Raw genomic sequence first — 12,676 nt, forward strand, 5'->3', positions numbered from 1 at the left:
TTTCAAAAAGTCCTTGAGCGGACTATAGCCAGCGGGTGGTAGTGCTTGATCCCTCTAAAGTGTGATTTGCAGCCGCCAACCACTCTGGAACAGTCCTTTCGCCAGTCCGACACACGTCGGCACGGCAAGGATGGCTGATTTTTTCGATTTCACAAGCCAAGCGCTTGCTTGGTGGGTCTGGCGCGCCGGTTTCGGCGCGCCAGCAGGCACTCAAAGTGTCGAAAGGAAGGTGCTGTTGTTGGCTTGCCACTCGGTGATGTCGAGGCGAATGCGCTTCTTGTCGAGCTTGCCGACACTGGTCTTGGGAATTTCGGTAACAAGGGCGATCTGACTGGGGATCGCCCACTTGCTCAGGTGCCCCAGCTCGACGAACGGCTTGAGGTGTTCCTTCAGTTCCCGTGCACCGATCACCTGCCCTTCGCGGACCACCAGCAAGGCAAACGGGCGCTCGCCCCACTGCGGATCGGCGATGCCCACCACTGCTACTTCGCGTACCGCCGCATGCCGGCTGATCAGGTCTTCGAGGTCGAGTGAGGAGATCCACTCGCCGCCGGTCTTGATCACGTCCTTGATGCGGTCACGAATATCGATCACGCCCATGCTGTCGAGCGTGGCGACGTCGCCGGTGTGCAACCAGCCACCGGCCCAGAGCTCGGCGCCCTTCTGCGGTTCATTGAAATAGCCTTCGGTCAGCCACGGCGCGCGCAGCACCAGCTCGCCCTGGGTTTCGCCGTCGGCGGGGAGGAAATTGCCCTCGCCGTCGACAATCGCCGCTTCGACCAGTGGCCCCGGCACGCCGGCCTTGATCCGGTAAGTGGTGCGCTCGTCTTCGCTGCCGGCCATCAGTTCGTCGTTGAGGTGCGCGCAAGACACCAGCGGCCCGGTTTCCGACATGCCGTACGCGGCCGTCAGCTGAATGCCACGGGCCTTGGCGTTTTCATAGAGGCTGCGATTGAGCGCGCTGCCGCCGATGACGATTTTCCAGCCGCCGAAGTCGGCACCCTGCGCAGCCTTGGCGTTGAGCAGCATCTGCAGGATGGTCGGCACGCAATGGGAAAAGGTGACCTTCTCCTTGCGCCACAACTCCACCAGATACTCCGGATCGTAACGCCCCGGGTAGACCTGCTTGAGCCCAAGCATGGTCGCCACGTACGGCAACCCCCAGGCGTGGACGTGGAACATCGGCGTGATCGGCATGTACACATCGTTGGTGCCGAGCAGCCGTACGCTGTCGATCGAACCCATGATCGTCGCCACGCCGATGGTGTGCAGCACCAGTTGCCGATGGGTGAAATACACGCCTTTCGGATTGCCCGTGGTGCCGGTTGTGTAGAACGTGGTGGCGACCGAGTTTTCGTCGAAGTCCTGGAAATCGTATTGCGCACTCGCGGCGGCCAGCAGTTGCTCGTATTCGCCGACGAGGTTCGGCAGCTCTGCGGTTTTCTCCGGCAGATCGCTCAGCAGCAGGGTTTTCTCGACCGTGGTCAGCTGCGGCGCGATGGCCTGATACAGCCCGACGAACTCGCTGTTGACCAGCACGAAGCGGTCTTCGGCGTGGTTCATGGTGTAGAGGATCTGCTCCGGCGACAGGCGCACGTTGATGGTGTGGATCACCGCGCCGATCATCGGAATGGCGAACATGCATTCCAGGTAACGGTGGCTGTCCCAGTCCATCACCGCCACGGTGTCACCAGCCTTGACGCCGGCAGCCGTCAGCACATTGGCCAGCCGCGCAACCCGCTCGATCAGGGTCGGATAGCTGTAGCGCAACTGGTCGCGGTAGATGATTTCGCGGGTTTTCTCGTAACGGGCGCCGGACATCAGCAGCCGTTTGATCAGCAATGGATACTGGTAGGCCCCATCGGCCGGCGGAATGACCCGAGTCTGCAACATAAGAATCCCTTTTCTGACTGCACGGTGTTGGCGGAGAGATTCGTACTCTAGTGCGCCTGCATGACAGTCAAATCAGCCAAAGGAATGATTTGCAGAGCCGTACAAATGCTAGCTTTGCGCCAGCATTTCGGGCCGAAGTTGAAGAAAACACGACCGGTGGGCGCGAGCCTGATCGCGAAGGCGTCGGGTCAGTCGACATTTTTGGTGACTGGACTGGCGCTTTCGCGAGCAGGCTCGCTCTCACAGGGATTGATGTGTTCCAGTTCTCAATGCATCTCGGTGAACGCGATTTTCACACCGAGAGCAATCAGCACGGCACCCATAGTGCGGTCGAACCAGTGGCCCATGCGGGCGAAGCCGGCGCGCACGCGGTGTTGGCTGAACAGCATCGCCACCAGGCAGAACCAGATCGCCGTCGCCACCGCCAGGTAAACGCCGTAACCGGCCTGCACGGCCAGCGGCGTGTGCGGGTTGATCACCACGGTGAACAGCGAGAGGAAAAACAGCGTGGCTTTCGGGTTCAGGCCGTTGGTGACGAAGCCCGAGGTAAACGCGCCCCGCGCGGTGCGTACGCCGGTTTCCCGGTGCAAGTCATCGGTGACGGTTTTCGCCGGTTGCGCGCGCAAGGCCTTGAAGCCGATGTAAAGCAGATACGCGGCGGCGGCCCACTTCAGCGCGTTGAACAGCACGATCGACTGCGACACGATCAGACCGATGCCGAGCAACGAATAGCCGACATGCAGGAAAATCGCCGAGCCCACGCCCAGCGCGGTCCAGGTGCCGGCGCGGCGCCCATGGGTCACGCTCTCGCGCACGACGACTGCAAAGTCCGGTCCGGGGCTGGCCACGGCGAGCAGATGGATCAGGGCAACGGTCAAGAACTCGGTCCAGTACATGGGGGCTCCTTTGGGGCAGCTTGGTCAATAAAAAATCTGAAAAGAACGCAGTTCTGTGGCGAGGGGATTCATCCCCGTTGGGTTGCGCAGCAGCCCCAAAAACTTCTGTCTGGCCCGCAGGCAATGATTTTGCGACTGCTGCGCAGCCGATCGGGGCGGTGCGACGTTTCGCTAAATCCCCTCGCCACAGGGTTATGTGTCCGCTGCGGGGTCAGCGTAACGATTTGTTTCATCTGGTAGGCTCGGCAGAGTACGCCCTCCGCTCACAGCACAAAAGGTACAGTTGATGACGAACACGCGCCGCGCGGTATTCCTTGATCACCCTTCGCTGGATCTCGGCGATCTGGACCTCGGTCCGTTGCGCGAATGCTTCAGCGACTTGCAGCTGTTCGCGCAGACTCTGCCGGAACAGGTCAGCGAACGCCTGCACGGCGCCAGTGTGGCGATCACCAACAAAGTCGTGATCGACGCCGCTGCAATGGCTGCCAACCCGCAGCTGAAACTGATCCTGATCAGCGCCACTGGCACCAACAATGTCGACCTCACTGCCGCCCGCGCTCACGGCATCACCGTGTGCAATTGCCAGGCTTACGGCACGCCGTCGGTGGCGCAACACACGATCATGCTGTTGCTCAACCTCGCCACGCGCCTGGCCGACTATCAAAAGGCTGTGGGCGAAGGCCGCTGGCAAGAGGCGAAACAGTTCTGTCTGCTCGACTACCCGATCGTCGAACTGCAAGGCAAAACCCTCGGTCTGCTCGGGCATGGCGAACTTGGTGGCGCCGTGGCGCGTTTGGCCGAAGCGTTCGGCATGCGTGTGTTGCTCGGGCAGATTCCCGGGCGCCCGGCTCGGCCGGATCGCTTGCCGCTGGAAGAACTGCTGCCGCAGATCGACGCCCTTACCCTGCACTGCCCGCTCAACGAGCACACCCGGCATTTCATCGGCGCCCGTGAACTGGCCGCGATGAAGCCCGGCGCATTTGTGGTCAATACCGCTCGTGGCGGCTTGATCGACGAGCAGGCGCTGGCCGACGCTTTGCGTAGCGGCCACCTCGGCGGTGCGGCGACCGATGTGTTGAGTGTCGAGCCACCGACCCAGGGCAATCCGCTGCTCGCCGCCGATATCCCGCGCCTGATCGTCACCCCGCATAACGCTTGGGGCAGTCGCGAGGCGCGCCAGCGTATCGTCGGGCAACTGAGCGAAAACGCCCAGGCGTTCTTCAGCGGTGAGGCGCTGCGGGTCGTCAGTTGATAAACTGCGGCACTTTTTTTCAAGGAGCAGTTATGGATCCGCGCAGTGAAGTACTGCTTCGTCAGGCCGAGTTATTCCAGGGGTCGCTGCTGTTGGCCGGCCTGCCCGCCGACGATCTGCTCGGGCGTCTGCCGAATGCGTTCGGCTGGTGCTGGCACGCTGGCGACCAAGCCGCACTGGACGCGCGTTTCGAGGGCCGCAGCCAGTTCGGCGTGAATGTCCCGGAGCGCGAGTTCGACAGCGCTGTGGTGTTCCTGCCCAAGTCAAAGGACCTGACCGATTACATCCTCAACGCCGTGGCGTCGCGTCTGGCCGGGCGTGAAGTGTTTCTGGTCGGGGAAAAACGCAGCGGCATCGAAGGCGCGTCCAAACAGCTCAACCCGTTCGGCAAGCCGCGCAAACTCGACAGTGCCCGCCACTGCCAGCTCTGGCAAGTCACCGTGGCCAATGCACCTGAAGCGAAACCGCTGGAAAGCCTGGCGCAGACTTACGAACTGCCGCTGGCCGAAGGGCCGTTGAAAGTCATCAGCCTGCCGGGCGTGTTCAGCCATGGGCGCCTGGATCGCGGCAGCGCCCTGCTGCTGGAGCATCTGGACAAACTGCCGAGCGGCCATCTGCTCGATTTCGGTTGCGGCGCCGGCGTGCTCGGGGCTGCGGTGAAACGTCGCTATCCGCACAATCAGGTGACGTTGCTGGATGTCGACGCGTTCGCCGCCGCCAGCAGTCGTCTGACCCTGGCAGCCAATGGCCTGGAAGCCGAAGTGCTGACCGGCGACGGCATCGATGCCGCGCCGATGGGTTTGAGCGCGATTCTGAGCAATCCGCCGTTCCATGTCGGCGTGCACACCGATTATTTCGCTACGGAGAACCTGCTGCGAAAAGCGGCGAAACATCTGAAAAACGGTGGCGAACTGCGCCTTGTGGCGAACAGCTTTCTCAAGTATCAACCGCTGATCGAGGAGCACTTGGGCGTGTGTGCGATCAAGGCTGAAGGCAATGGTTTCCGGATTTACCGGGCCAAGCGCGGCTGAAAATTTGTTCTTGCCCAATCGGATCTGCCTAGGCAGAATCCGCTCCGTCCTAGGGGAGTAGTCTCCCACGAGCGCCATGCTCGTCCGGCATACGTCAACATACTTGATCCTCAGATCATGGCGTATGCGACCCAAGCGTCCGCACCAGACGGATCGCAGGGTTTGACAAGACCTATGACACGCACACCTTACCCGGGGCGGGAAGGCTGTACGTGTCATAGCCGTGTCGACCCGCCCCTTAGGAAATCCCTGATGCTGGACTCGTTACTCGTTCCCACCGCAATCGTTGCCTTGGCCGAAATCGGCGACAAGACGCAACTGCTCGCGCTGATTCTCGCCGCTCGCTTTCGCAAACCCTGGCCGATCATCGCCGGGATTGTCGCCGCGACTTTGGCCAACCACGCAGCAGCCGGTGCGGTAGGTGCCTGGGTCGGCAGTTTCTTCTCCGACGCCGTTCTGCACTGGATCCTCGCCGCCAGCTTCGCCGCCACGGCACTGTGGACGCTGGTCCCGGACAAAATGGATGACGACGAAGCCAGCACGGCGCGCAAGTTCGGGCCGTTCCTGACCACGCTGATCGCGTTCTTCCTCGCGGAAATCGGCGACAAGACGCAGATCGCCACGGTGATGCTCGCCGCGCAATATCCGGAACTTTGGCTGGTGATTATCGGCACCACCGTGGGCATGCTGATTGCCAACGTGCCGGTGGTCCTGGCGGGTAACTTTGCCGCAGAGAAACTGCCGCTGACCTTGATCCGCCGCCTCGCGGCTTCGGCGTTCATGATTCTGGCGATTGTTGCGGTTTATAAAGCGATGCAGAGCAGCGGCTGGGTTTAACCCCGTCTACTGAACTACCCAAAACCTGTGGTGAGGGGATTTGAAGGATCGTTCCCACGCTCTGCGTGGGAATGCCTCAAGGGACGCTCCGCGTTCCAATGGGACGCAGAGCGTCCCGGGCTGCATTCCCACGCAGAGCGTGGGAACGATCATTGGCTCAGGACTTCGGCGCTTTTTCGTACAACGGCATCACCTTCGGAATCGCTGCCTGCAACGCAGCAATGCGGCTGCTGGATGCCGGGTGAGTGCTCATGAATTCCGGTGGCGCGCCTTCGGAAGCCTTGCTCATCTTGTCCCACAGGGTGATCGCCGCGTTCGGGTTGTAGCCGGCGCGGGCGGCCAGTTCCAGGCCGATCAGGTCGGCTTCGTTTTCGTTGGCGCGACTGTTGGGCAAGGTCATGCCGTAGTTGGCCACGGTGTCGGCCAGCGCCAGGCTGTCCTGGCCCAGACCGAACAAAGCGCCGGCGCCCTGCTTGGCCATTTCCATGCCATAGGCTTTGGACATCGCCTCACGACCGTGCTCGCGCAGGGCGTGGGCGATTTCATGGCCCATGACCGCAGCGATTTCATCGTCGGTGAGTTTCAGGCTGTCGATCAGCCCGGTGTAGAAGATGATCTTGCCGCCGGGACCGCAGTTGGCGTTGAGCTCATCGCTCTTGATCAGATTGACTTCCCATTGCCACTGCGCCGCGTCCGGGCGGAAGGTCGGCGCCTGGGCGATCAAGCGGTTGGCGATGGTCTGCACGCGTTTGGCTTCCGGGCTGGTCTTGTCCAGCACACCTTTGCTCGACGCCTCGCCGACGGTCTTCTGATAAGACTGCGCGTACATCTGGTCCACCTCTTGCGAGGACAGCATGCTGAACATGTACTGCTTGCGCTCTACGCCCACGGCACCGCCGCTGGTGGTGTTGACCGACTGACAACCGGCCAGCAACAGCGCTGCGCTCAAAGCACTTACCACTAATGTCTTGTTCATTCAAAAGCTCCCTGAAAACCTGAGGCGTATCCTAGGCGGCTAATTGTATCGGCGCCAGATACAACGGATGCATTGCGCGTACATCCACCTAAGGCCGCAAGTCTGGCTGGAAATTCCTCAACGCGCATTGAATCCGCCGTGCACCGATCCATCAGCGACATCGCTGGCCGATTCCGACCAACGTCTCTCATGGCCCTGCACACCCCGCCGATAAATCCCTCGCAGATTGTCCTCTTGCGTGCGGAGCTCCCATGAAGTTCAAGTCGATCCAGTTTTCCGTCGCCGCTCTGGCCGGCGCCATCGTTCTCAGCGTGGTCGCGGCGCTGGTGCTGTACGCGCTGTTCTCCGGCGCTCGCACGCAAGAAATGGTGCAACAGCGCACCCAGGCGCAGTTCGAGCAAGTCATCGAACAGCGCCTGACCTCGCTGGCGCAGACCCAGGTCAGCCAGATCCAGCGCGAACTTGAAGCGCCGCTGCTGATTGCTGGCGGCCTGGTGCGCGTCAACGCCCTGCTCGGTACAAACGGCACCGATGGCCAGCCGCGCCTGAGCGTCAGCCGCGAACAACTGATCAGCCTGATCAAGGAAAACGTCGAAAAGAACCCGAAGATTCTCGGCACCTACATCGGCTGGGAAAAAAACGCACTGGACCACAATGACGCGGCCTACATCGGCAGCGCCGTGGTCGGTATCGATCCAGCCAATGGACGTTTCCTGCCGTGGTGGTTCCGCAATACCGACGGCAGTCTGGGCATGGACAAACTGGCCGATGTCGACGATCAGAAAACCTTGTCCACCGGGGTGCGCGCCAGCGAGTACTACCTGTGCTCGAAAGAGACGAAGAAAGCCTGCGTGATCGACCCGGCACCGTACAAGGTCGGCGACAAGATCGTCATGCTTGCCTCGTTCATTGAACCGATCATGGTCAACGGGGCGTTTCAGGGCATCGTCGGCGCCGACCTCTCGGTGAACTTCATTCAGGACATGCTGCTCGCCGCCAATCAGAAGCTTTACAGCGGCGCCGGTGAAATGGCGCTGGTCGGCGGCAACGGGCGGATCGTTGCCTACACCAAGGACTCGAGCAAATTTGGTGAAAAAGTCAGCGACATCCTCGACGCCGAACAAACCAGCAATCTGGCCAGTCTCAAGCGCGACCAGGTCACCTACTCGATGAATCAGGCCAAGGGCCGCATCGAACTGTACCTGCCGTTCGGCATCGGCCAGACCGACGCACGCTGGACGCTGATGCTGCAATTGCCGCTCAACGCCGTCATGGCCGATCTGCAAAACCTGCAAGCCGACCTTGATGCCCAGCGCAAATCCGACACCTTCGGCATGGCCATGGTCGGTCTGATCATCGCTGGCATCGGCCTGCTGGTGATCTGGCTGGTGGGTCACGGCATCGCGCGGCCACTCAAGCAAATGGTCGCCATGCTCGATGACATCGCTCAGGGCGAAGGCGATCTGACCCGTCGCTTGAGCAGTGACCGCAGCGACGAATTGGGCTCGATTGCCAAGGGCTTCAACACTTTCCTCGCGAAGTTGCAGGCGATGATTACCCAGGTGGTGACCTCGGTGCAGAGCGTCAGCGATTCCTCGGAACACACCGCCGACATCGCCATCCGCACCAACATCGGCGTGCAGAAACAAATGGCCGAAATCGATCAAGTGGCGACAGCGGTGCAGGAAATGACCGCCACCGCCCAGGACGTGGCGCGCAACGCCACCCAGGCCGCACAGGCGGCAAGCCACGCCGATCAGGCCGCCAGCCAAGGCATGCAGATCGTCCGCGACACCTCGAATTCGATTGGCGTACTGGCGGTGGAAATCGGCAAGGCTGTCGAGGTAGTGCAGACGCTGGCCAAGGACAGCGAAAACATCAATGCCATCCTCACTGCCATTCGCGGCATCGCTGAACAGACCAACCTGCTGGCACTGAACGCGGCGATCGAAGCCGCGCGAGCCGGCGAGCAGGGTCGCGGTTTTGCCGTGGTCGCCGACGAGGTGCGCAATCTGGCGCAGAAAACCCAGAAGGCCACTGAAGAAATCCAGAGCATGATCCAGCAGTTGCAACAGGGCACGCGCGATGTGGTGCGCGTGATGGAAGACAGCCAGAACCGCACCGACGAAAGCGTGCAGCACGCGGCGAAAGCGGCCGAAGCGCTGGAGACGATCACCCAGGCCGTGTCGGTGATCAACGACATGAACACGCAGATTGCCAGTGCAGCCGAAGAGCAAAGTGCAGTGGCCGACGACATCAACCGCAATGTGATCAATATCGGTCAGGTGGCGAATGAAGTGGCGGGCGGTGCAGATGAATCGAGTTCGGCGAGCGCCGGGTTGACCAAACTGGCCGAGCAGCAGCGGCGGTTGATCAATCAGTTCAAGGTTTGATCTTTAGATCCCCATCGCGAGCAGGCTCGCTCTCACAGTTGGATTGCATTCCCCTGTGGGAGCGAGCCTGCTCGCGAATATGCCGGCACAGATCACTCATCAAGCCGGGGTCAGGCACTCCGGCCCGTTCAACTTCGGATCATTTATCAGATTCGCCAGCACCCGCTCGCGCAGCGCCGCCGGTTCACTGGCGAGCAAACCCTGCAACACATGCAGCGGCGTTTCAGGATCAAGCCAGGCAGCCTGCCCCGCTTCATCAAGAATCAACGGCCGCCGCTGACTCGCCGCCGATTGAGTGATCACCGCCGTGCTCAGCCAGACCTGTTCCTGCACCGGATACGCTTCCCAGATCGCGGCGAAAAACAACGACGAGCCCTCCCCCGGCGTCAACCAGTACGGTCGCTTGCGCTGGGTGCCGCGCCATTCGTAGAAACCGTTGGCCGGCAGCAGGCAACGCCGCAGACGCAGCGCTTCACGAAACATCGGCTGCTCGGCCACGGTTTCGGCGCGAGCATGGGCCGGGGTCTTCGACAGATCGGTCAGCCACGGCGGTGTCAGCCCCCAGCGCGCACGGGCCAGCGTGCGCTGGCCGTCTTCTTCGGCACGCAGCATCAACACCGAATCATTGGGGGAAATGTTCCACTGCGCCTGTTGATCGGCGGGAAAACCTGGCAGGGCCGCGAAGTCGCGGTTCCAGCGAAACAGGGCATAACGTCCACACATGGGGCAACACGACTCTGAATAAAACGAAGGCCAGCCTAACAGACCAGCGTGCCGGGAAAGCTTTCCGGTTCGTCGCCAGGCAACGGCAGCGCGGCATTGTACGCGGTGATCAGCTCGCGGGCGTATTCGGCCTGATCGTTATCCACCGACAGCCAGAGCAGGCCGAAGATCGGCAATTCACCCGCACCGCCCACCAGATCACGGCCAATCAAATGCGCCTCGATCCCCTCAGTGGCGAGCATGCCCTTGAGCATTTCGCCCTCCATCAGGTTCGCCGGTTCGTAGATGCGCTGCATACGCGGCCCTCACTCGTTTTCGCTGAAGACTTCCAGATGCCACTCTTCTTCATGCACCTGCAGGACGAACGTGATCGGACGACAGCACACCTGGCAGTCTTCGATATACGTTTGATCCCCACCGGACAAATCCAGAGTGGTCTCGACTTCCTCACCGCAATACGGACATTCATACAGTGCATTTTCCAGCATCGCGGTCTCCCCAGTGACTTGTGCGTATAATCGCCGGTCTATTTGCAGGGCTATTTTTGTCTGACTACTTTTCAGACCGCGCCCCGCGGGTTTTCGATCAAACCCTTTACTTACCCTAGCCGTTTCCAACAAGAGAGCATGATGGGCGAATTCGATGCCATCCGACCTTACGACGACAGCGAAGTACCTGCGGTACTGGCAAGGCTGCTCGGCGACAAGGCGTTTCTAGATATCCTCACCCACTTCCGCTTCCCGCGTTTTGCCGGTGCCTTCGGCTGGATGCTCAAACCTCTTATAGCCCATCGGCTGCGTCGTGAGTTTGCCGACGTGAATTCCGTGGCTACCTTACAGGACAAAGTCGAGTTCTACGTCGACCACACCATCGAGCGCGCCACCGACGGCGTGACGTATACCGGTGTCGAGCAGTTCAAGTCCGGCAGCGCCTACCTGTTCATCGCCAACCACCGCGATATCGTCATGGACCCGGCCTTCGTCAACTACGCGGTGTACCACGCCGGCCTGCCGACACCGCGCATCGCGATTGGCGACAACCTGCTGCAAAAGCCGTTTGTCAGCGACCTGATGCGCTTGAACAAGAGCTTCATCGTCCACCGTTCGATCACCGGCCGTCGCGAGAAAATGGCTGCGTATCAACTGCTTTCGGCGTACATCAACCACTCGATCCGCAACGATTGCGCCTCGATCTGGATTGCTCAGGCTGAAGGTCGGGCGAAGGACGGCGACGACCGTACCGAGTCGGCGATCCTCAAGATGTTCCACATGAGCCGCAAGGACGAGCCGTTCGGCGAAGTGATCCGCTCGCTCAACGTGACGCCGGTGTCGATCAGCTATGAGTATGACCCGTGTGACCAGGCCAAGGCCCGCGAACTCTACATCCGCGCCACCACCGGCACCTACGCCAAGGCGCCGGGCGAGGATGACGTGAGCATCGCCAAGGGCATCACCGGCTACAAGGGCCGGGTCCACGTGAACTTTGCCGCGCCAATCACCGAAGTGTTCGAAGACACCAAGCAATTGGCGATCGAGATGGACAAGCAGATTCTCGGCGGCTACCGGTTGTTCCCGGTGCATTATCTGGCGTACGCGCAGTGGGCGGATGCCGATCCGCAACTGAATGTGCCAACGGCGGCCGAGGTGTTCCCGGCTGACGAACTGGCCAAGGCGCAGGATGAGTGGCAAAGCCGACTGGATGCCTGCCCCGCTGAGCATCGGCCGTACCTGGTGCTGCAATATGCGACGCCGGTGCGCAATCAGTATCGGGTCAAGGCTGGATTGCCGCTGTAGGCAACAGCTGTGGCGAGGGGATTTATCCCCGCTGGACTGCGTAGCAGGCCCTGTTTTTCTCAGGTAAAAACTTGGGAGCGCTGCGCACTCCAACGGGGATAAATCCCCTCACCACAGGTTTGCTATTGCTTCAGAAGCGCGTGCTGATCCACGAGACGATCAAAGCCAGGCCCAGGCAAGCAAAACCAAAACGATAGAAAAACCGGTTCATGCGCAACGTCGCCCAATCGAGCATCGGCTCGGCATTGGGCTGCGCCTGGCGCTGGGCGGCGAGACTGGCCTGGGCGCGTTGCTCACGGCGGCGGGTCGCGTGCAGCAGCCAACTGCCCGGAAAGGCCAGCAGCAAGGCCAGCAGGTTGATCAACTTGGCGGGATGGGCGGTAAACAGCGTCATCAAGTGCAGCGACATCACAGACCTCGAACTTAACCGGTGTGGCAGACGCCAGACCGACGACCGCGGCGCGGATTCTACCCAAACCCTGACGCCCTGCCCCAGCCTTTGCGACAAATAACCTGACAATCGACCGATGGCTGTCCTGTGTCATGGCATCGTCATCTGGATGCTTCACCCTGCGCGCCTCGAAACCCGAATGGAATGCGACATGCTGCACGCGGAAAACCAGGATCGCCTGTACCTCATCACTCCTTACGACGACCAGCAAAGCCTGGTCGGCAGCCTTGCATTCAACGTGCAGGATCGGCACTGGCTGGTGTATTGCGCGCTGGGCGGGCATCAGCATGCGGACTTGCCCGAGACCGATTTGCTGACTGGCGTGAGCGTGCTTGATTTCTATTCCCAGGCTGCCTGAAACACCGCAGATCCCCCCGGTGGGTGCGAGCCTGCTCGCGAATGCATTGGGTCAGTCAACATTGATTCGACTG

At 61.0% G+C, this 12,676-nt stretch carries 13 protein-coding genes, 1 pseudogene and 1 riboswitch; of the genes and pseudogenes, 7 read left to right on the forward strand and 7 right to left on the reverse strand.

The window, feature by feature from the left end; genetic code table 11:
* Positions 1-210: 210 nt before the first annotated feature.
* Together BXA01_RS10780 and BXA01_RS10785 are read right to left on the reverse strand one after the other, a co-directional pair.
* The gene (locus BXA01_RS10780; protein ID WP_076564087.1) at positions 211-1,893 is read right to left on the reverse strand and encodes a fatty acid--CoA ligase; all 1,683 of its coding nucleotides are present in this window, start codon (positions 1,891-1,893) and stop codon (positions 211-213) included.
* Positions 1,894-2,159: 266 nt separating this feature from the next.
* Complete coding sequence (locus BXA01_RS10785; protein WP_056790244.1) at positions 2,160-2,789, reverse strand: LysE family translocator; 630 nt, start codon at positions 2,787-2,789, stop codon at positions 2,160-2,162.
* A gap of 286 nt (positions 2,790-3,075) precedes the next feature.
* Between BXA01_RS10785 and BXA01_RS10790 the strand changes: the two genes are divergently transcribed.
* The 3 genes from BXA01_RS10790 to BXA01_RS10800 all read left to right on the forward strand — a co-directional run bounded on the left by BXA01_RS10790 (position 3,076) and on the right by BXA01_RS10800 (position 5,909).
* Entirely contained in the window at positions 3,076-4,041 is a 966-nt protein-coding gene (locus BXA01_RS10790; protein WP_076564088.1) for a 2-hydroxyacid dehydrogenase, read from the forward strand.
* A 32-nt stretch (positions 4,042-4,073) separates the two neighbouring features.
* On the forward strand, positions 4,074-5,072 hold the full coding sequence (locus BXA01_RS10795) for a class I SAM-dependent methyltransferase (RefSeq protein WP_016773244.1): 999 nt from the start codon (positions 4,074-4,076) through the stop codon (positions 5,070-5,072).
* Positions 5,073-5,111: 39 nt separating this feature from the next.
* A riboswitch (yybP-ykoY riboswitch) is annotated at positions 5,112-5,236 on the forward strand.
* 88 nt (positions 5,237-5,324) lie between these two features.
* Positions 5,325-5,909, forward strand: a complete 585-nt coding sequence (locus tag BXA01_RS10800) for a TMEM165/GDT1 family protein (protein WP_041479980.1) — start codon at positions 5,325-5,327, stop codon at positions 5,907-5,909.
* Positions 5,910-6,066: 157 nt separating this feature from the next.
* Here BXA01_RS10800 and BXA01_RS10805 read toward each other — a convergent pair whose 3' ends face one another.
* On the reverse strand, positions 6,067-6,885 hold the full coding sequence (locus tag BXA01_RS10805; RefSeq protein WP_016773242.1) for a M48 family metallopeptidase: 819 nt from the start codon (positions 6,883-6,885) through the stop codon (positions 6,067-6,069).
* Between the two features lie 1,430 nt (positions 6,886-8,315).
* On the opposite strand from BXA01_RS10805, the pseudogene BXA01_RS27685 reads away from it, so the two are divergent.
* A pseudogene (locus BXA01_RS27685) lies at positions 8,316-8,375 on the forward strand (hypothetical protein); the annotation flags it as partial.
* A gap of 198 nt (positions 8,376-8,573) precedes the next feature.
* On the forward strand, positions 8,574-9,278 hold the full coding sequence (locus tag BXA01_RS27690; protein WP_370695149.1) for a methyl-accepting chemotaxis protein: 705 nt from the start codon (positions 8,574-8,576) through the stop codon (positions 9,276-9,278).
* 99 nt (positions 9,279-9,377) lie between these two features.
* On the opposite strand, the gene BXA01_RS10815 is transcribed toward BXA01_RS27690, so the two are convergent.
* Genes BXA01_RS10815 through BXA01_RS10825 form a run of 3 tightly spaced genes read right to left on the reverse strand, consistent with a single transcriptional unit; the run spans position 9,378 to position 10,489 of the window.
* On the reverse strand, positions 9,378-10,001 hold the full coding sequence (locus tag BXA01_RS10815; protein WP_076564090.1) for an SOS response-associated peptidase: 624 nt from the start codon (positions 9,999-10,001) through the stop codon (positions 9,378-9,380).
* 35 nt (positions 10,002-10,036) lie between these two features.
* Entirely contained in the window at positions 10,037-10,297 is a 261-nt protein-coding gene (locus tag BXA01_RS10820) for a putative signal transducing protein (RefSeq protein ID WP_016773239.1), read from the reverse strand.
* Positions 10,298-10,306: 9 nt separating this feature from the next.
* On the reverse strand, positions 10,307-10,489 hold the full coding sequence (locus tag BXA01_RS10825) for a CPXCG motif-containing cysteine-rich protein (protein WP_024014273.1): 183 nt from the start codon (positions 10,487-10,489) through the stop codon (positions 10,307-10,309).
* 138 nt (positions 10,490-10,627) lie between these two features.
* Here BXA01_RS10825 and BXA01_RS10830 point away from each other — a divergent pair, with 138 nt between their 5' ends.
* The gene (locus BXA01_RS10830; protein WP_041479984.1) at positions 10,628-11,794 is read left to right on the forward strand and encodes a 1-acyl-sn-glycerol-3-phosphate acyltransferase; all 1,167 of its coding nucleotides are present in this window, start codon (positions 10,628-10,630) and stop codon (positions 11,792-11,794) included.
* A 130-nt stretch (positions 11,795-11,924) separates the two neighbouring features.
* Here BXA01_RS10830 and BXA01_RS10835 read toward each other — a convergent pair whose 3' ends face one another.
* Positions 11,925-12,203, reverse strand: coding sequence for a hypothetical protein (locus BXA01_RS10835; RefSeq protein ID WP_016770663.1), 279 nt, complete (start codon positions 12,201-12,203; stop codon positions 11,925-11,927).
* Positions 12,204-12,396: 193 nt separating this feature from the next.
* Between BXA01_RS10835 and BXA01_RS10840 the strand changes: the two genes are divergently transcribed.
* Complete coding sequence (locus BXA01_RS10840; RefSeq protein WP_016770662.1) at positions 12,397-12,603, forward strand: hypothetical protein; 207 nt, start codon at positions 12,397-12,399, stop codon at positions 12,601-12,603.
* The last annotated feature ends 73 nt before the right edge of the window (positions 12,604-12,676 follow it).

It is taken from the genome of Pseudomonas sp. B10 (assembly GCF_900156235.1).
Lineage (GTDB): Bacteria > Pseudomonadota > Gammaproteobacteria > Pseudomonadales > Pseudomonadaceae > Aquipseudomonas > Aquipseudomonas siliginis.

Bases quoted from the DNA above. Each gene is read 5' to 3' on its own strand.
- BXA01_RS10780 (WP_076564087.1), bottom strand. From the start codon at position 1,893: ATGTTGCAGACTCGGGTCATTCCGCCGGCCGATGGGGCCTACCAGTAT.
- BXA01_RS10785 (WP_056790244.1), bottom strand. From the start codon at position 2,789: ATGTACTGGACCGAGTTCTTGACCGTTGCCCTGATCCATCTGCTCGCC.
- BXA01_RS10790 (WP_076564088.1), top strand. From the start codon at position 3,076: ATGACGAACACGCGCCGCGCGGTATTCCTTGATCACCCTTCGCTGGAT.
- BXA01_RS10795 (WP_016773244.1), top strand. From the start codon at position 4,074: ATGGATCCGCGCAGTGAAGTACTGCTTCGTCAGGCCGAGTTATTCCAG.
- BXA01_RS10800 (WP_041479980.1), top strand. From the start codon at position 5,325: ATGCTGGACTCGTTACTCGTTCCCACCGCAATCGTTGCCTTGGCCGAA.
- BXA01_RS10805 (WP_016773242.1), bottom strand. From the start codon at position 6,885: ATGAACAAGACATTAGTGGTAAGTGCTTTGAGCGCAGCGCTGTTGCTG.
- BXA01_RS27690 (WP_370695149.1), top strand. From the start codon at position 8,574: ATGACCGCCACCGCCCAGGACGTGGCGCGCAACGCCACCCAGGCCGCA.
- BXA01_RS10815 (WP_076564090.1), bottom strand. From the start codon at position 10,001: ATGTGTGGACGTTATGCCCTGTTTCGCTGGAACCGCGACTTCGCGGCC.
- BXA01_RS10820 (WP_016773239.1), bottom strand. From the start codon at position 10,297: ATGCAGCGCATCTACGAACCGGCGAACCTGATGGAGGGCGAAATGCTC.
- BXA01_RS10825 (WP_024014273.1), bottom strand. From the start codon at position 10,489: ATGCTGGAAAATGCACTGTATGAATGTCCGTATTGCGGTGAGGAAGTC.
- BXA01_RS10830 (WP_041479984.1), top strand. From the start codon at position 10,628: ATGATGGGCGAATTCGATGCCATCCGACCTTACGACGACAGCGAAGTA.
- BXA01_RS10835 (WP_016770663.1), bottom strand. From the start codon at position 12,203: ATGTCGCTGCACTTGATGACGCTGTTTACCGCCCATCCCGCCAAGTTG.
- BXA01_RS10840 (WP_016770662.1), top strand. From the start codon at position 12,397: ATGCTGCACGCGGAAAACCAGGATCGCCTGTACCTCATCACTCCTTAC.